The sequence below is a fragment of the Streptomyces sp. NPDC031479 genome, from assembly GCF_055581065.1.
Genome location: NZ_JBVIKC010000068.1, coordinates 16219 through 35759 on the forward strand (window position 1 = coordinate 16219; position 19541 = coordinate 35759).

The 19541-nt window shown below is 68.4% G+C and carries 20 protein-coding genes and 2 pseudogenes; 14 read left to right on the forward strand and 8 right to left on the reverse strand.

Annotated features, from left to right (window positions below; all coding sequences use genetic code 11):
- Positions 1–24: 24 nt before the first annotated feature.
- A complete protein-coding gene (locus ACZ5D2_RS38625; RefSeq protein WP_468936132.1) occupies positions 25–693 on the forward strand; it encodes a recombinase family protein in 669 nt (222 codons plus the stop codon).
- Positions 694–1041: 348 nt separating this feature from the next.
- Positions 1042–1602 (forward strand): hypothetical protein, encoded by a 561-nt coding sequence (locus tag ACZ5D2_RS38630; protein ID WP_468936134.1) that lies wholly within the window; start codon positions 1042–1044, stop codon positions 1600–1602.
- Positions 1603–1792: 190 nt separating this feature from the next.
- Here ACZ5D2_RS38630 and ACZ5D2_RS38635 read toward each other — a convergent pair whose 3' ends face one another.
- Positions 1793–1993, reverse strand: coding sequence for a hypothetical protein (locus ACZ5D2_RS38635; RefSeq protein ID WP_468936137.1), 201 nt, complete (start codon positions 1991–1993; stop codon positions 1793–1795).
- An 859-nt stretch (positions 1994–2852) separates the two neighbouring features.
- Here ACZ5D2_RS38635 and ACZ5D2_RS38640 point away from each other — a divergent pair.
- The 3 genes from ACZ5D2_RS38640 (at position 2853) to ACZ5D2_RS38650 (ending at position 4747) form a co-directional block, all read left to right on the forward strand.
- A complete protein-coding gene (locus ACZ5D2_RS38640) occupies positions 2853–3359 on the forward strand; it encodes a hypothetical protein (protein WP_468936139.1) in 507 nt (168 codons plus the stop codon).
- Positions 3360–3368: 9 nt separating this feature from the next.
- On the forward strand, positions 3369–4034 hold the full coding sequence (locus tag ACZ5D2_RS38645) for a glycine-rich domain-containing protein (RefSeq protein ID WP_468936142.1): 666 nt from the start codon (positions 3369–3371) through the stop codon (positions 4032–4034).
- Between the two features lie 77 nt (positions 4035–4111).
- The gene (locus ACZ5D2_RS38650) at positions 4112–4747 is read left to right on the forward strand and encodes a class I SAM-dependent methyltransferase (RefSeq protein WP_468936145.1); all 636 of its coding nucleotides are present in this window, start codon (positions 4112–4114) and stop codon (positions 4745–4747) included.
- A gap of 107 nt (positions 4748–4854) precedes the next feature.
- On the opposite strand, the gene ACZ5D2_RS38655 is transcribed toward ACZ5D2_RS38650, so the two are convergent.
- On the reverse strand, positions 4855–5922 hold the full coding sequence (locus ACZ5D2_RS38655) for a tyrosine-type recombinase/integrase (protein ID WP_468936147.1): 1068 nt from the start codon (positions 5920–5922) through the stop codon (positions 4855–4857).
- Between the two features lie 437 nt (positions 5923–6359).
- Here ACZ5D2_RS38655 and ACZ5D2_RS38660 point away from each other — a divergent pair, with 437 nt between their 5' ends.
- The gene (locus tag ACZ5D2_RS38660) at positions 6360–6785 is read left to right on the forward strand and encodes a hypothetical protein (protein WP_468936150.1); all 426 of its coding nucleotides are present in this window, start codon (positions 6360–6362) and stop codon (positions 6783–6785) included.
- A gap of 429 nt (positions 6786–7214) precedes the next feature.
- On the opposite strand, the gene ACZ5D2_RS38665 is transcribed toward ACZ5D2_RS38660, so the two are convergent.
- Entirely contained in the window at positions 7215–10433 is a 3219-nt protein-coding gene (locus ACZ5D2_RS38665) for a Tn3 family transposase (RefSeq protein ID WP_468936153.1), read from the reverse strand.
- Between the two features lie 329 nt (positions 10434–10762).
- Positions 10763–11651, reverse strand: a pseudogene (locus ACZ5D2_RS38670) (IS982 family transposase).
- Between the two features lie 358 nt (positions 11652–12009).
- Here ACZ5D2_RS38670 and ACZ5D2_RS38675 point away from each other — a divergent pair.
- On the forward strand, positions 12010–12690 hold the full coding sequence (locus ACZ5D2_RS38675) for a hypothetical protein (RefSeq protein WP_468936155.1): 681 nt from the start codon (positions 12010–12012) through the stop codon (positions 12688–12690).
- Positions 12691–12776: 86 nt separating this feature from the next.
- On the opposite strand, the gene ACZ5D2_RS38680 is transcribed toward ACZ5D2_RS38675, so the two are convergent.
- Positions 12777–13226: a hypothetical protein gene (locus ACZ5D2_RS38680; RefSeq protein ID WP_468936158.1), complete on the reverse strand. Its 450-nt coding sequence runs from the start codon at positions 13224–13226 to the stop codon at positions 12777–12779.
- Between the two features lie 251 nt (positions 13227–13477).
- The gene (locus ACZ5D2_RS38685) at positions 13478–14509 is read right to left on the reverse strand and encodes a hypothetical protein (RefSeq protein WP_468936161.1); all 1032 of its coding nucleotides are present in this window, start codon (positions 14507–14509) and stop codon (positions 13478–13480) included.
- Between the two features lie 88 nt (positions 14510–14597).
- On the opposite strand from ACZ5D2_RS38685, the gene ACZ5D2_RS38690 reads away from it, so the two are divergent.
- Both ACZ5D2_RS38690 and ACZ5D2_RS38695 read left to right on the forward strand, forming a co-directional pair.
- Positions 14598–14852: a type II toxin-antitoxin system Phd/YefM family antitoxin gene (locus ACZ5D2_RS38690; protein ID WP_468936163.1), complete on the forward strand. Its 255-nt coding sequence runs from the start codon at positions 14598–14600 to the stop codon at positions 14850–14852.
- Positions 14853–15015: 163 nt separating this feature from the next.
- Positions 15016–15102, forward strand: coding sequence for a type II toxin-antitoxin system RelE family toxin (locus ACZ5D2_RS38695; protein ID WP_468936183.1), 87 nt, complete (start codon positions 15016–15018; stop codon positions 15100–15102).
- A gap of 162 nt (positions 15103–15264) precedes the next feature.
- Here the strand turns inward: ACZ5D2_RS38695 and ACZ5D2_RS38700 are convergent, their stop codons facing one another.
- The gene (locus ACZ5D2_RS38700) at positions 15265–15819 is read right to left on the reverse strand and encodes a hypothetical protein (RefSeq protein ID WP_468936165.1); all 555 of its coding nucleotides are present in this window, start codon (positions 15817–15819) and stop codon (positions 15265–15267) included.
- Positions 15820–16165: 346 nt separating this feature from the next.
- On the opposite strand from ACZ5D2_RS38700, the gene ACZ5D2_RS38705 reads away from it, so the two are divergent.
- On the forward strand, positions 16166–16405 hold the full coding sequence (locus ACZ5D2_RS38705) for a hypothetical protein (protein ID WP_468936168.1): 240 nt from the start codon (positions 16166–16168) through the stop codon (positions 16403–16405).
- Positions 16406–16489: 84 nt separating this feature from the next.
- Here ACZ5D2_RS38705 and ACZ5D2_RS38710 read toward each other — a convergent pair whose 3' ends face one another.
- Complete coding sequence (locus ACZ5D2_RS38710; protein ID WP_468936189.1) at positions 16490–17257, reverse strand: hypothetical protein; 768 nt, start codon at positions 17255–17257, stop codon at positions 16490–16492.
- Here ACZ5D2_RS38710 and ACZ5D2_RS38715 point away from each other — a divergent pair.
- The 4 genes and pseudogenes from ACZ5D2_RS38715 to ACZ5D2_RS38730 all read left to right on the forward strand — a co-directional run.
- Positions 17219–17685, forward strand: a pseudogene (locus tag ACZ5D2_RS38715) (Tn3 family transposase); the annotation flags it as partial. The gene ACZ5D2_RS38710 and the pseudogene ACZ5D2_RS38715 overlap by 39 nt on opposite strands.
- A 181-nt stretch (positions 17686–17866) precedes the next feature.
- Positions 17867–18019 (forward strand): hypothetical protein, encoded by a 153-nt coding sequence (locus ACZ5D2_RS38720; protein ID WP_468936171.1) that lies wholly within the window; start codon positions 17867–17869, stop codon positions 18017–18019.
- Positions 18016–18795, forward strand: a complete 780-nt coding sequence (locus tag ACZ5D2_RS38725) for an RNA polymerase sigma factor (RefSeq protein WP_468936174.1) — start codon at positions 18016–18018, stop codon at positions 18793–18795. The genes ACZ5D2_RS38720 and ACZ5D2_RS38725 overlap by 4 nt, the downstream gene beginning before the upstream one ends.
- Positions 18796–19058: 263 nt before the next feature.
- The gene (locus ACZ5D2_RS38730; protein WP_468936177.1) at positions 19059–19451 is read left to right on the forward strand and encodes a DUF4158 domain-containing protein; all 393 of its coding nucleotides are present in this window, start codon (positions 19059–19061) and stop codon (positions 19449–19451) included.
- Positions 19452–19541: the final 90 nt, after the last annotated feature.

Here is a 19541-nt window from a genome sequence, read left to right on the forward strand (position 1 = left end):
CGTTTTCTGACAAGATCCGGGATCATGACCGCCCTCGAATCGGCCGCCGGGCCGGACCTCCTCGTCGCCGAACCGCTCGTCCGCACCGAGATCAAGATCGGATACGCCCGGGTCTCGACGGGCGGGCAGAAGCTGGAGCGGCAGCTCGACGCACTCACCGCCGCCGGGTGCCGGAAGATCTTCGCGGACAAGAAGTCGGGCAAGAACGCGCTCCGCCCCGAGCTGAAGGCGTGCCACGCCTTCCTCGACCCGGGCGACACCCTCGTGGTGCCCTCGCTCGACCGCTACGGCCGCAGCCTCCAGGACCTCATCAGCATGGTCGCCGAGCTGCGCGAGCGCGGGATCGGCTTCACGTCGCTGCACGAGAACCTGGACACCACCACCCCCGGTGGCCGGCTCGTCTTCCACGTCTTCGCCGCACTCGCCGAGTTCATCCGCGAACTCATCGTCATCGGTACCAACGAGGGCCTGGCCGCCGCACGCGCCCGCTGCCGCGTCGGCGGACGTCCCAGCGTCGCCACCGAGGAAGTCATCCGCGCCGCCCGCGACCTGCTGCCCGACCCCGGCCGCTCGATCACCTCGATCGCCAAGCTCCTCGGGGTCTCACCCGGCACCCTCTACAACCACATCCCGGAACTGCGGGAACTGCGCGCAGGTGCCGTACCCCGCCAGCTTGAAGCCCCCGCGAAGTAGCCCAGCGCCAGCAAGATCAATCTCAGCGGCACTTTCTGTACGGCAACTACTCACACCCGCTGTCGTTCTCCCACGCTCCGAGGAACAGGAGAACCACGGCGCCGGCCGCGCCGGGCACCGCGCTGAGGAGTGCATCGTCCATGTGGACCGGGACATCGTGAGGGGCGTCCAAGGTTCCAACTGATGGCGTAGACCCGGTGGGCCTTACGTTCGGCCGATCCTGCCGTGTCGGCTGCGAGGGCGGTGCTCTGCAGCTCGGCGCCCGACTGTGAGACGTCGGGATGTCGGCCGGGCAGAAATGGTGCTCAGTGGGTCCGATCGGATGGGCAGAGGCTGCAAGATGCGGTCATGGCAGAGCAGTGGAAGACATTCATACCCGGCTTCATCGGATTGCTTGGCGTGCTGGCCGGCATCTATGTGGGGCGTTGGCAGGTCACGCACCAGGCCCGCGTAGAGCACGGGCAGTGGCTGCGTGGGCAGCGCCAAGAGGTGTATGCCGCACTCCTGGCCGCGTGGGACGCCTGCGTGCAAGAGCATCGGGAGATGGTCGGCGAGACGGAAATTCTGATCGCGCGTCACCTGGCAGAAACCGGCGACGGCGGTGGCTTGGAGGCATTCCAAGACCAGATTTGGTCACAGACCGAGGCGGCCTGCGGACCGGTCCGGAGGGTACTGGAGCGAGTGGAACTACTCGGCCCGGCCAATGTCGATACGGCGTGTGGCGAGCTGTCTGCCGCGCTCACCGCGTTGACTGAGGCCACGCGCCTGCGAGCTGGCACCGACAGGTGGCCCGACATGGTGTCCTGCGAAGAGGCTTGGGCGCAGGCGGAAGCGGCCCGGGCTACGTTCCTGGCGGCCTGCAGGGTCGCAACTCGGTCCGCCCCAGCTCCGCGACGTCAGCAAGTCTGATGGGCAGAGGAGGCGGAAGTGGTCGTTTTAGGGGGTCGATACTGGCGGGCTCTCGTATTCAACTGTCGCCGATTCCCCCTGGAGGGCCAGCCAGCCGGTGACCGTATGTGGTCGCAGGGGCGGCGGCGCCAGCGCTGAGGTGCAACGTGAAGCGGGCCCGCCAAGTGGTGGGCCCGCCGTCGGAGTGTCGTCAGTGGCGGGCCTCCCACCACAGGATGACCAGGGTCACTGTGCCGCTGCCGAACTTGTATGCCACGCCCCGGAAGAACTCACCCGAGACGCTCCTTCCTTGTTCGTTGAACCACTTCCGCAGGTGGCTTGCGCTCTCCGCGCGTGGCCAGTCCCAGCGGGCCAGGTGCCTCCACCTGCGGTTCGGGCTACTCTCCTCCATACGGAGTTCCCTTCATCTGTAGGCGTGATGGAACACCGCGCAGGGAGCCCTCCCAACATCATGGCCTAGGAAACCCGTTGGGGACGCAGGGCTCCTTCTGCGCGTTCGCGGAGCGTACTGCGGGCATCGTGCTGTGTGTCTAGCGTGATGCCGTTGGTGGACCCGAGATCCTGGATCGCTCAGTGCCTTCTGGTCCGGATCTCACAGTGTCGGTTCAATGGCCACCCGTTCCCCGTGGAGTCCAGCCTGCTGACGACCGTAAGTGATCCCCCGGGGCGTATCGGCTCCAGGTCCCGCCGGACTCGGCCCTGTTCTCGTATGTGCAACATCCCGCGAGTTCTCCTGAGCCCCGCTGAGTCGTTGTCCCCGTGGCCAGGCCGTTCTTCCTCGTTGAGGTGCTGCTCAGCCTTGTGACGTAAATTCGAGATTCCTGAAGCGTTCTCACTCTGTCCGATCGATCTGCGGTCGGGGTGAAGGCGAGGAGGCTCGGGTTGGCGCTGGCTGTCATACGGGATCTGCGCGAGTTCCGTGCCCCTGTCTCAACGGATCTCGAACCGGTTCTGGACCGGCCGGGATCGATGGTCCCCGGCCGGGCGCGCAGCTTCGGGACCTGCCCCGTGATGCCGAGGTTGTGAGCCTGGCAGCTGGTCTCCCAGTTCCTTGATTTCGCGGAACAGTTGTTTGACGACTGCCATGCCATGCGCCACGGCTCGCGGAATCCGACATCACGCTTCGCCGACCAGCACCGGCGCGTCCTGCTCCTTTCTGCTCCGGACGGGCGATATGTCGGCGAAGACATAGAAGCGCCAGCTCCAGGGCCCGTAGCTTCGAGACCCACCCACACGAACCAGGAGGTACCATGACCGCTAAGAATGCGGGCGTCTTGATCGAGGAGCACCCGCTGTTGCATACCCTGCGGACGCATGGGACGAGGACCCAGGTCTTCTTCGGATACGTGGGGTTCGGCGACACCAACGAGCACGTCGAGCTCTACCCGAGCCTCTACGACCTGTCCCAGAGCATCCAAATCCCCAGGGCGGACATCCTCCACACAGAGGACGCTCCCTCACAGGTTCTGCCTTTCGGCGCGACAGTGCTCTGGGTGCGGGCGGACGCGACCCTCGTCCGGCGCCGGGAGGAGAGCGTCGCCAATGTCCACGGCGCCCCGGCACCGTCGGCGGCGGCAGGACGACTGCGCATCGGGAGACGGGCCCGGCTGCGCATGGAGAGCTCGGAGGATTGGGACCCCAACTGCACTGACTGCCACTCGCCATGCGCCACATGCCACAACAGTTGCAGCACCTGCGTGTCGAGCTGCCATCCGCAGTTGCTGTCTCAGGACGCACCGGCGCCCCCGGCGGAATAGGGTACGGCAATGAGCCTCCAGGCCATCGATTGGAGTGCGGCCGTCGACCATGCGGCGCCGTATCTCATCGAGAAGCTCCTCAAGGAACGGATCGTCGACGAGACAGCCGAGGCGGAACTTCTGTTCCGCGAAGTCAAGCGGTACTTCGTGATGGCGCACGAGCACCCCGAGCGATCCTGGCAGATGCACTCGCTGCGGGTCGACGAGGTGTGGCACCAGTTCATCCTGTTCACCACGGAGTACGAGGACTACTGTCGGCGGTTTTTCGGCCGGTACGTCCACCATGCCCCGAGCAACGCGCCCGTCCCGGACATGGCGATGCCTCGTCCGAAGGCGTCCTTCCGCGAGTTCAGGGCCCAGTACGAGCGCCTGTTCGGCGAGATCCTGCCCGACGTCTGGTACGACGCCCGGACTCTGACCCCGCGCCGTCGGCTCGTGAACGAGCAGGCGGGGCGGCAGCGGGTCGGGGGGGCGGAAAGGGACGAGACCTGCCTGATCGCGCCCAACGGCGAGGTCCTGATCAGTGTCAACCGGCCGGCGGCCGAGGCGTTGGCGTTCATCGCCCGCACCGGCGCCTTCTACGTGCGCGAACTGCCGGGTGGTCTGACGGATGCCGAGAAGGTGGAACTCGCAGCGGCCTTGGTGGAGGACAAGATTCTCCGAGCCAGCGGATGACGCCGCACGGTCCGCAGTCTGCCCGGGCGCCGTCGTACGCGGCGCTCCGCCCGGCCCGTGGCCCGAGTTCGCTCGTCGTGGACGCCCTCGACCTGCTGGGGCGGGGGCACGGGCGGGCCCTGGATATCGGTGCGGGACCATTGAGCGACGCCCGCCACCTGCTGCGGGCGGGCTTCGACGTCGACGCCGTCGACCCTGACGCGGAGACCCTCCGGTGCGCCATGCGGCTCGGTAACTCCCGGCTGACTGTGATCCCCCGCGACATCCGCGAGGCCGGGATCCCAGCGGGCCGGTATGATCTGGTCCTCGCCGTTCACGTGCTGCCGTTCCTGCCGCGGCGGGACCTGCCGGGTGTCGTGGCGGCGATCCAGGCCGGACTGACCGAAGGTGGCCTGTTCTGCTGCACCTTCTTCGGCGTCAACGACGCCTGGGCCCGATGGGGCCGACCCATGACCTTCCTGACACCGCCCGAGGTGCACGGACTGTGCACCGGCCTGCAGTCCGTGGTCGTCACCGAGCGGGAGTACGAGGGGCACGACGCCCACGGCAGACCGAAGCACTGGCACATCGTGCGGGCGATTCTGCGGCGAGGCGAGGTGGCGCGAACCACGGGCGGCGAACATCTCGTCAGCACACCGATGCGCGGTGGAGGCGACCTTGGAGAGGTTCCGAGTCGACCGGCAGCTCGAAGAGGTCATGGTTCAAGGACCTGACCCCCTCCACCTTGCTGAGATGTTCGGCCTCCACGAGAAGACGGGGTGTGACCGAGATACGCGCCAAAGGGGCAACGGGATGATCTTGAAGCCCTGAGCGCTCGGACTCACCTGCGGTGGCGGGCGGCGGGATCTCGCTCGGCGACGTGCCGGGCGACGGCGTCGACGCCGGGGCGGGCGTACCGCTCCAGGGAGCGGCCGGAGGCGTGGCGGGAGCGGGCCAGCAGCATCGGGGTGGAGGTGCCGTCCTCGGCGTCGTGTGTCAGGGCGCTGTGGCGAAGCCGGTGAAGCGTCCAGCCGTCCAGGTCCTCAATGGCCTCTGGTGAGGCGAGCGGGTTGGCCAGCAGCCGGGTGTTCTCCTCGAAGACCTCCTCAGCCCGGCGGTAGGAGAGCCGGGCCCGGCCAGTCTCCGGGCACACGTCGAGCGTCGGTGTCCCAGCCGGGGCCTTGCGGTCGGTGAGGAACAGTGGGCCGCGGGTGCGGCGGGCGATGAGGCGAGGCAGGAGTTGGGCTGTGCCGGACTGCCAGTGAATCCACTCCGTGGCCCCGCCCTTGGCGGTGATCTTCCCGCGCTTGTCCTGCGGGTACAGGTCTTCTACGTTCAGGCACAGCACCTCGTCGGCGCGGGCCGCCGACTCGTAGAGCATCTTCCAGAACGTCTTCTCCCGCAGGGCGACGTCCAGGCGCCACAGGGCGGCGATCTGGTTCTCGGCCAGGGCCTTGGTGCGGTCCGGCGGCGCCGGCCGCCGCTCGATGCCGACCGTCGGGTCACCGTCGATCCAGCCCTGGCGCTGCCACCAGCCGATCGCCTTGCGCGCGATGGACAGTTCCCGGTTGACGGTGTCGGCGTCCATCTCGTCGGCCCGCGCCGCCGCCAGCTCGGCCAGCACTTCCGGCAGCACCGGATCGTCGATCGCGGCGACGGGGAAGACGGGCGGCTTCGCGCCCCGGCGGGCCGGGCCGGTCGGCGCCGCCTCGCCGGCAAGCATCCACCCCCACGTTGTCAGCGAGATCCGGTAGATCCGCGCGGAGGACTTCGCGATGCCCGCGCCGGTGAGGTACCGCTCGACCGCCGCGGTGTACGACGTGGGCGGGGCGGACAGCGGCACGACCCGGGCGCGCGGCAAGCAGAGCGCGCCCCCGCTCCCGAGTTCGGTCACCGGTTCGATCGCCACGCCCGTCCCACCCTTCCGGCACTGCCGCAGTAAATGCGTACACCTCGCCCCGGCGGCCGACATGGCCCGCCGCAGGTCGCGGTGATCACGATAGGGGCACTGTCGCAGTAAATCCGGCATTTACTGCGGCGGCTCTGTCCGGGACGCAATCCGAACAAGGCCCGGACCAGCCCGGACAGTCGGGGACTTGTCCGGGACAGTCGAATTCCTTTCTTCACCTGTCGACGGTCAGCAGTATGTGCAGTGCCTAGCTAGCCAGAACGCTTCGGCCTCCATCGTGAGGGCCTGAACTTCTGCGGCGTTCGGGTCGTTGGGTCAGGTCATGACTGCATATCGTCGCGTGTCCGAGACCGGCCCTTGCGGCCAACAGAACAGCCATTAGCGTGGGCTGCTCAGAAATCCGTTCCGCGCCGAGATACTCGTCGCGTTCCCATACCTTGATCGACAAGGAGTTTGTCGTGGTGTCCAAACTTTCCCGTACGATCGCCGTCGCTGCCGCGGGCACCGGCCTCGTCCTGTCCCTTGCTGGCACCGCCCAGGCTGACAGCCGCGCCTCATACAGCGCCACACTCAGTAACGGCTGCGGCTCTGCCAAAGGAACTTACAACTACACAGAGTCCACCTCCTACAACGGCAAGAAGTCCTACAGGACGAACTGGGATTTCGACCTCAAGGACCTGTGCTCCACCAACGGTCGCTCCGTGAGCATCTACAGGAAGTACTCCAAGTGGAACGGCAGCGCCTGGATAAATGATGGCAGGTACCACCAGGTCTCCGCTTCGGGGGCTGAAAGCAACGTCGCCGACGTCCGGCTCTTCCTGTGCGAGGTCGGCGTCCCCTCCGGCTGCAAGGCCTTCTTCTAGCCATCACTACGGCGGGCCGGGCGCTGAGCCCGGCCCGCCGTGACCCTGCAGCGTCCGAGCTTGGGTCGTTGGCTATGAGGCCCTGACTACTGCCCAATCGGCAACAGGGGCCGGCAGGTGGCTCGTGAGCGGGTGAGGCTGTAGGCGGTCCCGGGACGAGGCCGCCTACAGCCAGGTCCAGGAGGCCGGGCACCCCGCCCTGGAACCGGAGCTGGCCGACCTCGACCAGAAGCCGGCACGGACCGCCGAACGGCTGCGCGCCGACCTCGACCAGCCGACCAGCGGCGCAAACAACTGGCATCCGAGACCCTGGCGCTCACGAACGCCTGAGTACCGGCACCCACGAAGGGGCGTCCGAAGCCATAGGAGGTGGCTTCGGACGCCCCTTCGACTGCACGGCCAGCACGACCCGGCGAGGGCTCCGGCAGGTCAGGCGGCCTGTCCGAGGCCGAAGGCCGTCAGGTCCTGCTCGCGCAACGGGGTGAAGTCGACATCCAGCTTCGGGTCGTACGCCTCGGGCTGGATGCCGAGTTCGTGGGTGCTGTACTCGCCGAACCGGTTGATGTGCTCGGTCAGGTACGGCGAGATGTGCGCCAGGTCTTCCGGGTCGATCTCCCATCCCTCTTCCAGCAGCTGCCGCACGATCTCCGCGATGTCCAGGGCGTTGTGGAAGATCACCGCGTTCGTGAGCAGCGCGTTGAACTTCATCGCCTTCTCCTGCTCGATGGGGTCGTTGTCGCCGATGACGCCGCGGTTGCCGAAGCCGATCCACTGGGAGAACCGGTTGAACGACTCGACCTTGTTGGTCGCTGCGGTCACCCGCCGGCGCAGCGGCACGTCCGAGAGGTAGCGCAGCAGCTGGACGGTGCGGATCACGCGGCCGACCTCTCGGAAGGCGGCGTAGGTGGCGTTCTTCCTCGACCCCGACCGTAGCCGCTTGAGCAGCGTGGAGGAGGAGATGGTGCCCTCGCGTACGGAGACGGCCACGCGCATCAGGTGGCGGAACTGGGACTCGATCAGGTCGAAGTCGATGACGTTCTTGCCCGGCTCGCCGAACAGGGCGTCGATGTGCACGTACTCCGTCTGCTTGGAGGGCCGGTAGAAGGTCAGTTCCTTCCAGTTCCTGATCCTGGGCATCAGGTCGAAGCCCAGCAGGTGGGCGAGCGCAAAGACAGGGAAGCTCTGGCCCTGCGTATCGGCGTGCACCGTGGTCGGCTGCACCTCGCTGGTGTTCTTCAGCAGGCCCTCGATGATGTAGACGGCCTCCCACACCCCGCACGGGATGAAGTGCGTGAACAATGCGATGTAGGTGTCCGAGACGTGGTGGTAGGCGATCCCGCCGGGCTTGCCGTACCAGACGCTGGTCTCGGAAAGCAGATTGTCGAGATACGTGTCCATGTGGGTGCCGTCCGCCGCGACGGCGGTCCCGTCGCCCCAGGCCTGCGAGATGTCCAGGCGGGCGTGCGCGTTCACCAGGTCGGCGACCGCCTCGTTCAGCAGCACGATCGAGAAGTGCTTGTTGGCGACGTACGACAGCTCGTGCCCGCTCACGCCGGGGATGTGCCGGGCGGCCTCGTAGGGGCCCATGTTGGTGCCCTTGACGAACGTAACGATCACGTAGCGGCCCAAGGGGTCGGTGAGCTTGGGCTCGTTGCCGGACGGCGGGCCGAAACGGCGCCACCACTCCACCCAGTACGCGGTCCGGGCCACGATCCCCATCAGGGAACGCTCCGGCATCCTCGCCTTGATCTCCTGCTCCAGCCGCTTCGCCGAGGGCCGCTGACCGTCCGCCCTGAACGCCTTCAGCGAAGGGATGCCCGTCTCCGGATCGATGACCAGGCCATCGTTCTCCGGGTACCCGGCGTCCGCCGCCGCGGCGGCGCCTCGCAGCTTGTCCTCCAGCTGCCGGCGGAAGAACTTCGCGTCGAACTCGGCGCTCTCGCCCGGCTCGGCGAGGCCGACCTCCACCAGGTAGGACCCCAGCGTCTCCTGGACGGCCTCCCAGGCCAGCAACTGCTCGGACCAGTCGGCGTACTCCTCCGAGCCGACCACCGCGACGTCGCCTGTGCGCAGTTCCTCGGCGAGGGCGGTGAAGACCATCGCCTCGAAGTGCTTGCGAACGAACTGCCCGGTCCGGGTCTTGTCGAGGCCGGCCTTGCGCCAGTTCTGGGTGGCGAAGGAGAGGTCGACCTCCTTGCCCTCCTCGTTGAAGGCGGTGATGTACTCGCCGCGGGCCGCCTGGTGCCGCTGGGCGTGCGCGAGGGCGTCCAGCACCCGGCTGTCCTCGCTGGTCGCGGTGAACTTCAGCTTGTCGTTGTCGGCCAGGTCGAACATCACCGCCCGGTCCCGGCCGATCTGCCCGTACAGCAGCACCTCCCAGAAGTTGCCGTGATGGGCGGAGACCTTCTCGATCTGCTCGTACTGCTTCGCGAACCCGCCGAAGCCGTCCACCGCGCAGGTGACCGCGCCGAACCCGCCGGCCTGCACCACCTGGGCCTTCACCAGGGCGAGGACCGCCGGGGAGACCCTGCCCTCCAGCCGCGTCGCAACCTCGTCCACCGACGCCTCCTCGTCCAGACCATCCACGGCGCGCCGGACCTCGGCCGTCATGGCCGCAGCCTTCGCAAGTGCCTGGGCCGGGCCGCCCTCGTCGATGTGCTTGAGCACCGTGCGGTAGTTCCCGATCAGTGCCTCGACGATCTCCCGCTCGGCGAGCCGGATCTCCTCCAGCTCGGCCTTGGCCTTCTTGATCTTCATCGCCACACGCTTGCAGAACATCGTCGCCAGGTCGTCCCGCACCCGCATCCTCGCCTTGTGCGTCAGGGCCGCGACCAACGCGATGCGCTTGACGGGAACGAAGTCCCGCAGCTCCGAGGCGTCTGCCGCGTCCGCCTCTCCGGCGAAGTCGGTGATCTTCCCCGCGGCGACTCCGTCCATCCACACGCCAGTGTCGCCGAGCTCGTCCAGCCATTCCAGACGCTTGGTCAGGTTCTTGAAGTGCGACCAGGTCGGGCCCTTGGCGGGCTTCTTCAGCCGGTTGGACAGCGTCGTCCCGTCGCTGTCGCGGTCCTCCAGCAGCCGCATAAGCCCCGCCCGCTGAGCGGCGCTCATGCGGTCGTGGATGCCCGCGCAGATCGAGGCGTTCACCTCGGTGCGGATCTTCGAGGCCATCTTGTCGAAGGTCGAGAACCCCGGCAGCTCCAGTCCGGCCTCCACCACCTTCTCCAGCGCGATGTTGATCAGATCCGCCGGGCGGTTCTTCGCCGCGGCCTCCTTGCGGATCGACTGCTCGACGATCCCCCGAGCCTTGGCCTGGTCGTACGTCACGCCGGCCTGCTTGCGGACCAGGCCCCGGTGGTGCTTGGCGGTCCGCTCCGCCCGGTACACCGGCAGCGTGCCCTCCGGCAGCTCCACTGCCCGGCGGACGAAGTCCACCACCATCTCCGGGACGTCCTCCGGCGCAGGGAAACACCCCATACGCCGGTACGACTTCAACATCAGCAGCAGCGCCAGCAGATGCTCATCGCAGTCCGTGGCATCGGCCGCCCACTCCAGCTCATCGCGAGTCGGCGAGAAGAACAGATGCAGCTCATGCGCGGTGGTCAGCCGCTTGAACCGCGGATACGCGGTCCGTTCAATCGATGTCACAACCCATCCCAGGCCCCAGATGACGCTCAACATCACCACCAACGACACTGGGCCGAATGGGTGACGGCCGACGGGTGCTCAGGACTTCAAGATCATCCCGTTGCCCCTTTGGCGCGTATCTCGGTCACACCCCAAGACCGCCATGCGCTACGCGGATTCCGCAGGCTGCCTTGCTGGAACAGGCAGCCGAGACCGACCCCATGAGTTGATCCCGAACTCACGGGTCCATCCCCCGGAATCAAGGCACCGCACCCTTGGGTTCGCGCTGAAGAACCTTCAGTTTCCGCGGGAACTCGCGGGGGTCTAGACGAGTAAGTCCGAAGTCTTGGTCAGTGGTCGTAGGCGATGAGTGATCGTGTGATGGCTGTGCCGTTGGCCCGGTTGTGCCAGATCGCTGCGGTCAGGGTGAGGATGCGTTGTCCGATCCGGGCCAGGACTCCGGCTGGGGTCCTGGCTCCGTGGCGTTCGAGGTCCAGCTGGCCTTTGAGGGTGTCGTTGACCGACTCGATCAGCTGCCGGATTGGCTTGAGCAGGTGCTCGCCCGGCCTGGGTTTCTTGTTGCGGTAGCTCGGCCGCAGCAGGGTCAGGCCGTGGTCGGCCATGAAGGCGTCGAGGTGTTTGGAGACGTAGCCCTTGTCGCCGATGACGGTCTGTCCGGGGTGGGTGGTCAGCAGATCGGCGTCCTGGGTGAGCATGTCGGCCAGGACTTCCCGCTCGTCCACCTTCGGGTTGGCCAGGGCCCAGGCGACGGGTAGGCCTCCGGGGGTGCAGAGCAGGTGGAGGCGCAGGCCCCAGAAGAACCGCGAGTGTGAGGGGCAGTAGCCGTAGCCGGCCCAGCCGGCCATGTCGGAGCGTTTGACGGTGGGCCGCGAGCGGGCGCATTCCACGGGTGTGGAGTCCACGATCCACACGTCGTCGTGCCACAGGTCGGTGTCCCGGGCGAGTGTGCGGATGAACCTGCTGATCAGCGTGTTCGCGGCTCGCAGGCGTTTGTTGTAGCCGGACTGCCCGGGCAGGTAGGGGAACTCCGCGGCCAGGTGGCGGCGGGCGAACCGCAGCCACCTGGCTTCGGAGGCGAAACCCAGGACGGCCTGCTGCCACGGTCAACAGTTCCGCGTCCGTCAGCCTCGGAGGCCGCCCCGGCCGCCGCGTTCCTGCCAGAGAGTCATCGATCTTCACGTAGAGTGCTGTAGCGAGGGTTTCGAGATCTGTCGTCACAAACGGATCAACGAGACCCTCGCTTCATGCGCCCGAAGACTTCGGACTTACTCGTCTAGCCCGGTGCGGCCCGGGCAGGACCGTACGGCGAGGCGGTGAGGCTACAGCCAGTGGAACGCGTCGCAGACCTGGCTGGCGGCATCGGACGGATCACGCCTTCAAGATCACCCCATGGCCCCTTTTGGGCTTACCCCGGCGATACCCCAGTTCATCCTCAGATGGGTGATGGCCCCGAGGAATCGCGGGCCGCCCAGCTCACCCACCGCAGCACCGGCATCGGGGCGGGAGTGTCGCGATCCTGTACCACGCCGCCGAAACCGGCTCCGTCCCGTCCGGACCGCCCACCATGATCCCGGCTATGGAACCCGAACTGATGGCCGCACTTCTGGGCGCTGGCGCCGGGATCTTCGTCGGCGCACTCGCCTTCTACGGCGCGCTGCGCCAGGCTCAAGCCGCCCGCCGGGCTGCCGAAGTCGCTGCCTGCTCCGCCGAGCAGGCAGCCGGGATCGCCGCCCAGGCCACCCAGCAGGCGACCGAACGCGCAGCCCAGGCCGCGTACGGGCAATGGCGGCACACCAGCAGACGCGACGCGGCCCTGGCCTTCGCGCTGGCCGCCGACGAAGCCGTGGACGCCGCCACAGACCTGGAGAACGGATGGAACAACGCCACGCAGAACAGTGAAGAAGCCGCCTATCGGGCCATGTGGCGAGCCCTCGCCGTAGTCGAAGCCGAGGGCCCCGAACAACTATTCCAGCGGGCTCTGAGCATTGCCCAGAGCGTGCAGATCGTTTCGGAGGCCGCCGTGACCCTCCACCTGGAAGTCGCCGACGGCACCGCGGAGCGGCGCCCGGCCGGCTCCGGGCTCGACCAGGAGGACGCCATGCTCCTGAACAGGCTTGTATTGGCGCGGCATGAGTTCCGAGCGGCGGTTCGCTGCTACCTGAACGATCCGGAAACGCCCCTGCCCGACCTCAGCTGGCCGGACCAATGGAACTTCGAGGGGCCCTACGCGGTCATTGATCCGGGGGTCAGGCGTTGACAGCCGGGCGATCCTGCCGGCGGGAGGTCTGGGGCACGACCAAGGCCTAGTAGCCCAGAGGAGCCCCGGAGGGCAGGTCACGAGGTTTACGGGATTTGCGCCGGGATGTCCTCGCATTCGTTGAGAAATACCCACGCCAGGCGAGCCAGTTCCCGAGCGCCCGTGGCGAATGCGGCAAGGTCGGCTGCGGCGTCCCTGATTTCCTCGGCGTGCGCCTCGACGTGACGGAAGGAGATCGAGCAGGGTCTGACGTCCTCCGGGCCCCGGAACAGCGGGTGCGCTCGGTGCCGTCGGGTCTCCTCCAGCAGGGCCGCGCCCAGCTCGGCGCGGGGCACGGCGGTACGCAGAGGCCTCAGGACGGCCCGGATGCGCTCGTGCTGGAGCTCCTCGAACCAGTCCTGCATGTCGGGGAAAGGCGGAGCCGCGAGGAACCCGGCGAGCTGCGCGTACAGCGGCCGCGTGGTCTGCCCGATGTAGTGAACGACCTTGGGCTCGCGGGGATCAACGAGTGCATAGATGGTGCCGGTCTCCTGCATCCCTGAACCTTTCCGAGGACCCGTTCGGCCTTGGCCTGAGGCCGCGCGATCGTCCGGTCTCCCGAGTGCGAGACCGGCGGCGGACAGCCTGGCGCACAGGGGCGCCTCGGCACCACCCGGACCCGCGGCCACGTGGGCCAGAAGGATGTAGGTTCTCCGACCCCTGCTGGCCTCTCGGCAATCGCCCCGCCCAGGCTCTCCCGCTCCCGTCGCGGGCTGATCGCCGCCTGCCACGGCGGGGTGCAGAGTGGTCAGGTCAGTCCGGGCGGCGCGGGGATGGCGGCGGTGGGGTTGGGGCGCCAGGCCGTGGTGAAGGGGAAGTCGTTGTCCACCCAGAGCACTCCGGTCAAGTCCGGGGACATGGTCCAGCGCGGCGGACTGTTCGGATCGATCTCCACGGGCTGATGGATGAACGAGTCGCCGAAGTCGAACTGGACGCTCAGCGTGGGTACCCCCGCGAGGAGGTCGTCAAGCTGCTGGACCTGGAGACCGGTGAACCGGTGCGCGCCGGCCGCCACGACCAGCGGGAGCCCGGCTTCCAGGGCGACCTCGCGGTATTTGCTGACCTTCCGGTCGATCCCGGCACACACCGGCCGGGCCGAAACGACGCCGGCACGGCCGCTCGGCGGGACGAGGACCGCGCCCATCCCGGAGGACCTCATGGCCCGTCCCGTCTGCGGATCGGCCCGGAGCAGGAAGGTGTAGCCCTCGGTCCGGAAAGCGGTCAGGTTCAGCGGGGAGAGCAGGGCCCGCCGCAGGTCCTGGGCAATCCTCTTCCCGGTGCGCGGGTCGGGGGCATCGACCGGCCGCGCCGGATCGCTGGCGACCGTCAGCACGACGGGGACCGGGATCTGCTTGATCCGCTCGACCAGGGCGTGCCAGGCCTTCATCTTGGCGAAGGCTCCCTGCTGCGGGCTGTGGGTAAGAACCTCGACCAGCGCGACCGGCTCACCATCCTCGCCGATGACGGTCCAGTCCGGTGTCAGGTTCCCCCACCGCCGCTCGAACTCCACGCCGAAGCCCATCCGCCGAAGCGCAGCCCCGGCGGCGAGTTCGATGACGTCGGGCCAGAAGTTCTGGTCGCGCCACAGATTCGCAGCGAAGGCGTCCGCGGCAGGCTCCGGCAGGAGGTCGAGCTGCTCGTCCAGCCAGATCCGCCAGGGCTCGTACTCGTCCAGAACCGCCAAGTCGTACGAGAGCATCCGGTTCTCCGGCGGCCGCTTGCCGTAGCGGTGCCGCTGCTCGGCGACGAACCGAGGGCCGAAGCGCTGTTCCGTGGTCATGCCGCCGGATTCTCCGGCTTCCCTGCACCCCTCCGCACCCGAGTTGCGGATACAGTACACAAGACGCGAGAAGTGTACAGTTCTTTACATGAGTGAGACTCTGCCGATCACCGAAGCGCGAGCGAAGTTCGGCTCGCTGGTCCGTCGGGCATCCCACGCCCGGGAACGCATCACCATCACCGACCACGGACAGCCCGCGGCCGTACTCATCAACCCCCAGGAGCTCGCCGACCTGGAGGACGCGCTCGCCCTGGCCCTCTACCGGGAGCGGCAGTCCGCCGGCACCGCCGCGGCCGTCCCGCACGGTGACGTCCGGGCCCGGCTCGGTCTGGAGCGCGGGTGACCTTCGCGATCGTCTGGGACGAGCCCGCCCTCGACGCGGCCGCCCACTTCCTCAAGGACGACCCCGACGGCCTGCGGCAGCTGATGGACGCCGTTGACCTCCTGGCGGACCAGCCCCGGCCCGAGGGCAGCATCCCGTACGGGGCTCGCAGGACCTGCGCCGGATGCACGTCGGCCGCTACCGGGTCATGTACGAGATCACCGAGACCACCGTCACCATCGTGGTCATCCACGTCGGCCGCCTCGGCTGACACCCCCGCAGCACACGGCCGGGGGCCGGACCGATCACGGTCCGGCCCCCGGCCGTGTGTCAGACCCGTTAGCCCCAACAGGTCTAAATCATCGCCGAACTGCTTCAGGCCTCGGGGAACATCGATAAGCGCCGTGCCGATGTTCCCCGAGGCCGTGACACCTCAGTCGTCGGGCTGCTGCCGCGCCTGGTACCGGGCGCTCTGAGCTGCCTTCGTGGCCTGGAACTTTGCCACACGCTCGTCCAATTCGATCTTGAGTCTTTGGATCTCCGCGTCCGCTGCGTCCCTGAGCCGTTGAGTATTGGCGTCGATCTTCGCCTTGGCGACGGTCGCGGCGGCGGTCACAGAGGCCGCTATCGCGCCGCCGGCCAGGATCTCGTTGAACAGCTCAGGCTCGGCCTGGCGCTGAAGCGCCTCGGAAGCGCTTTCAAACGAGCTTCGCCCCTGCGTCATTCCTCGCCGCAGGTTCGAAAGCCGGCCCCGGACTTCGTCCGGCGCGCGCGACACTATGGGCGGGTCGGGCTGCTTGGGGTGGTTGCGCTCTCTGGAGTCCGCCATTTGCGGGGCTGGCCGGGCTCGTCGAGGAAGAGACGGCAGCGGTCGCTCGCCTGGGGCTTCTGAACGGGTTTCAGCACCGCTCAGAGCAACGCCAGTGCCGTCTTGGCCGATATGCCAGCTGTAGGCAATCCGCGGATCAGGTATCTCGCTTCCCGACACCTCGCCAGCATATCCAAATGAGGCGCGGCAGCGCGGCCGATTCGGCAGCCTGCTGGACATGGCCGATGAGATCGAGGAAGCCGCGGTCCCGCCCGCGTGGCCCGGGCACACCCAGCGCCGGATGCGCCAGGGCATACGCTGCGCGCATGAGTGACCAGATCCCCGTGCGCGGGGGCAGGAAGGGCAGCAGCACCGGGCGACCCCGGACGACCTGCGGTCCTACTCCGTCAGCCTGGCCTCGCCGGTCACTGTGACGCGGGCCGACGGGACGACGGCGACCCAGGCGGCGAAGTCCCCCCGCACGACAGCGCCTGCGCCTCGGAGGCGGGGCCCTGCGGTGTGCGCGATGTGCGCCGGCCCCATCGAGGGCACCGTCTGGATCAGCCGCGCCCAGGGGGCGTGCCGGGGCAAGCCGGTCCATCCAGAGTGCGAGAAGAAGGACCAGGCCGCCACGGCGCAGCGCCGGGCGGCGAAGAAGGAAGCGAAGGCGAACCGGCCGTTGTCGCTGGTCGAGGAGAACCGTCGGCTGCTGGCCAGGCAGGACCAGATCCGCGAACAGCGGCAGGCGCGCAGCGCACCCAAGTAGCGCCCAGGCCCCGCTCACCGTGACGGCTTCGAGCTGCTCCAGCCCCGGCCTGCGACGGCGGCCAAGGTGTTGGGTCTAACAGGTCTAAAGAGGTGTGAGGTGCAATGCCCGGTCCAGGGCTCGCAGCAGCTCCGGCTCCCATCCGGCGCGCGGGGCATCCACGGCGAGCAGGCCGCCGGCGCTGAGCACGGCGAGCTGGACCTGGTGCTCGACGCCGAGTCGCCACGCCTCGCGCAGGACGTGCCGGGCCTCGTCGCGGGCCCTGCGCCCGGTGGTCGCGGCATCCCTGGCGTCGGGCAGGGCGGCGAGGCTGCGGGCAGCGCGCTGGAGCCGGTCCATCAGCTCGGCGGCCCGCTCGGCGTCCGGCGCGGGCGGCACCAGGTGCAGCTCAGGGGCGGCGACGCCGCGGCGCAGCTGCTCCATCCGTACGGGCAGCGGCGACCAGCCCAGGGTCCCGGCGAGGTCGATGTTCACCTTCGTCACCGTGGCGCTGTAGGCCCGGCCGGTGCCGCGCGCCTGCAGCGCGGTGCCGGCGGGCCGGTACTCCGGCTCGACGTCCTCGCTGACGACGCCGCCGTGGTTGCCGCGCACCGAGACCCACAGCCAGTCGGCGCCTCCGGTGACGTCGCCCATCAGCATGCGGCGCACCAGGAGGTAGCGCTGGAGTGCGGCCCGGGTGGCCCGGCGCAGCGGGTAGGCCTCGACGGACACCGGACTGTCGGGCCGGGCGTTCTGCGGGTGACGCCGGAGCCGGACCTCGCCCAGGGCGGGGGAGATGTCCTCCAGGCGCATCGCGCACAGCTCGCCGACCCGGGCGCCGGTGTCCAGGACCGGATCGCCAAGACCCTGCACCTTCTGCGGGTGGTCGACCCGGTGGATGACACTTACCGGCGCCAGATGAACCGCCAGCTCACCGTCCAGGAGTCGCGGCACAAGCTCGCCCGCGACATCTGCCACGGCAAGCGCGGGCAGATCATGCAGGCGTACCGCGACGGCCAGGAGGACCAGCTCGGCGCGCTTGGCCTGGTGCTGAACGCCGCGGTGCTGTGGACCACCCGCTACCTGGACGCTGCCGTCGAACAGCTCCGGGCTCTGCCCGCCGACCAGCGCGAGCACGACGTCCTGGACGAGGACGTCGCCCGGCTCTCCCCCCGCTCAAGCACGCCAACCTGAACGTCCTGGGCCGCTAGAGCTTCCGTGGCTCCGGCCCGGTCGGCGGGGCGCTTCGGCCCCTGCGCGATCCGGCGGAGGCTGACCACGACGAGGTTCCCGAGGACTAACGGGCCCGATTCCGGGCACCGCGGGGCCACAGCCGGAGGGGCCCGGCTCGCGAAAAAATCTTGGATTGGGCGGTAAACGCCGGGGCGTGCACTCGCCACCAACTGGCAGCCGCCAAGGTGTCCCGCCCGGGATCCGCCGAGGGCGGGACGCGCTGGAAGGTACCCCGCCATGATGGACCCTGTGACCCTGATGCTGCTCGGCACCGCGCCTGCAGTGCTGAAAGTCGCCGACACCCTCGCCCAGAGCCTGCTGCTGCGTGCCCGCGCCGAGCTGGCCCGGGCTCAGGCCGCCGCGCAAGGCCAGGACGACGAGCCCGCCAGCGGCGTGCAGTGACCGAGGAGAGCTGCTGCACCGAGTGCGGCGCCACATCCACGATGCCGTTCGAAACGGCCTACGAGCTGTACTACCGTCCACTGGTTCTGTCGGTCCGTCAGCGGGCTACGGCTTGGGGGCTGTCCGAGCAGGAAGTTGACGTCGAGGCGCTCGTCCAGGACACCTTCGAGCAGGCCCTGCGTGTCTGGGACAGCATCAGGGTTCCTCGCGCTTGGCTCTACACCGTTGCCCGGCGCCGCCTCGCCCGCTGCATCTCCACAGCCGCCCTGCGGGCCGACGGGGATCCGGCGGACCACACCGAGCAGGGGACCGTCGGCTGGAGCACCATCGCTCCGTCTGCCAGCACCGAGGACCTCGTCGCTGCGCGGGAGATCGTCGAACTCATCCAGCTGATGACACAGCAGCGCCGCCAGGCAGTCGCCTACCTGCGCTACATCGAGGAGTGGGGCTTCAACGAGATCTCCGAGCAGCTCGGCTGCTGCCCGGCCACCGCCCGCGTCCACGCTCTTAACGCGCGGGTCCACTTCGTCGCCACCGCCAGCAGCAGTGGCCGCGTCTATCAGGCGGGCCGGGACATGGCCGTCGCCCGAAATGGTGCTGGCTGCGGCTGGCTGGTGGCTCTGCTCGTGCTCGGTTGTGTGCTCGCAGCGGGCTTTCTGGTCGGCTGGTCTTGGGTGCTGGCCGTGGGTGGATGTGTTGCGGCCGTCGCCCTGGCGGGCTGGGCATCGAGCGCCAGGCGGCGTGGTCCCCGGAAGGGGCGCCGCCGGTTGCGCTGAATGTCCCGGTGGGGCTGCTTGCCCGGAGGAGGCAGCCCCACCGGGACGCTCCGACGAAGGAGTCCTTTCAACATCGGGAGGCGGAATTGGTCCCGCTTGACCGGTCAGTGGATCACTATCTCGGCCTTGGTACTGGTGGGCTCGCCTATTCAAGTGTCGCCAGTTTCCCGCATAACCCACCCTGCCGGTGACCGTGTGTGGTCACCGGAGGCGTATCGGCTCCAGGTCCCACCAGCCTCCGAGGCAAGGCGAGTTGTGGTGACGTGGTGGTAGCCGAGGGCGTCGGCATGCCTGTTGAGTACCTGTCTGCTGAGCAAAAGGCCCGCTATGGGCGGTTCGCCACGGAGCCGTCGCCCGGGGAGCTGGAACAGTTTTTCCGCCTGGACACCAAGGCTCTGGGTCTGACGCGGGCGAAGCGCCGTCCGGCGACGAGGTTGGGATGGGCGGTGCAGTGGGGCACGGTGCGGATGCTCGGCACCTTCCTGACCGAAGACCCCACGGCGGTCCCCGCCTCCGCGGTGCGGTTCGTCGCCGAGCAACTCGGCATCGATGACGAGCACCTCGCGGAGTACGGGGCGCGGGGTGGCCCGTACTCCGCGATACCCCAGATGCGCCCGGCGCAGCAGCGAGTCCATCCTTTCCAGCGGTTTGACTAGTAGGGCTTTGTTAGGTGGTGTCGTAGGGCTGCCATGGGACGGTTTGCCGGCAGGTGGGGCAGGTTCCGGTCAAGGTGGCCAGCAGGTGTT

What these genes read in the sequence shown, in the direction of transcription:
- ACZ5D2_RS38625 (WP_468936132.1), top strand. Translation starts at nt 25, where the DNA reads ATGACCGCCCTCGAATCGGCCGCCGGGCCGGACCTCCTCGTCGCCGAA.
- ACZ5D2_RS38630 (WP_468936134.1), top strand. Translation starts at nt 1,042, where the DNA reads ATGGCAGAGCAGTGGAAGACATTCATACCCGGCTTCATCGGATTGCTT.
- ACZ5D2_RS38635 (WP_468936137.1), bottom strand. Translation starts at nt 1,993, where the DNA reads ATGGAGGAGAGTAGCCCGAACCGCAGGTGGAGGCACCTGGCCCGCTGG.
- ACZ5D2_RS38640 (WP_468936139.1), top strand. Translation starts at nt 2,853, where the DNA reads ATGACCGCTAAGAATGCGGGCGTCTTGATCGAGGAGCACCCGCTGTTG.
- ACZ5D2_RS38645 (WP_468936142.1), top strand. Translation starts at nt 3,369, where the DNA reads ATGAGCCTCCAGGCCATCGATTGGAGTGCGGCCGTCGACCATGCGGCG.
- ACZ5D2_RS38675 (WP_468936155.1), top strand. Translation starts at nt 12,010, where the DNA reads ATGGAACCCGAACTGATGGCCGCACTTCTGGGCGCTGGCGCCGGGATC.
- ACZ5D2_RS38680 (WP_468936158.1), bottom strand. Translation starts at nt 13,226, where the DNA reads ATGCAGGAGACCGGCACCATCTATGCACTCGTTGATCCCCGCGAGCCC.
- ACZ5D2_RS38685 (WP_468936161.1), bottom strand. Translation starts at nt 14,509, where the DNA reads ATGACCACGGAACAGCGCTTCGGCCCTCGGTTCGTCGCCGAGCAGCGG.
- ACZ5D2_RS38690 (WP_468936163.1), top strand. Translation starts at nt 14,598, where the DNA reads ATGAGTGAGACTCTGCCGATCACCGAAGCGCGAGCGAAGTTCGGCTCG.
- ACZ5D2_RS38695 (WP_468936183.1), top strand. Translation starts at nt 15,016, where the DNA reads ATGCACGTCGGCCGCTACCGGGTCATGTACGAGATCACCGAGACCACC.
- ACZ5D2_RS38705 (WP_468936168.1), top strand. Translation starts at nt 16,166, where the DNA reads ATGTGCGCCGGCCCCATCGAGGGCACCGTCTGGATCAGCCGCGCCCAG.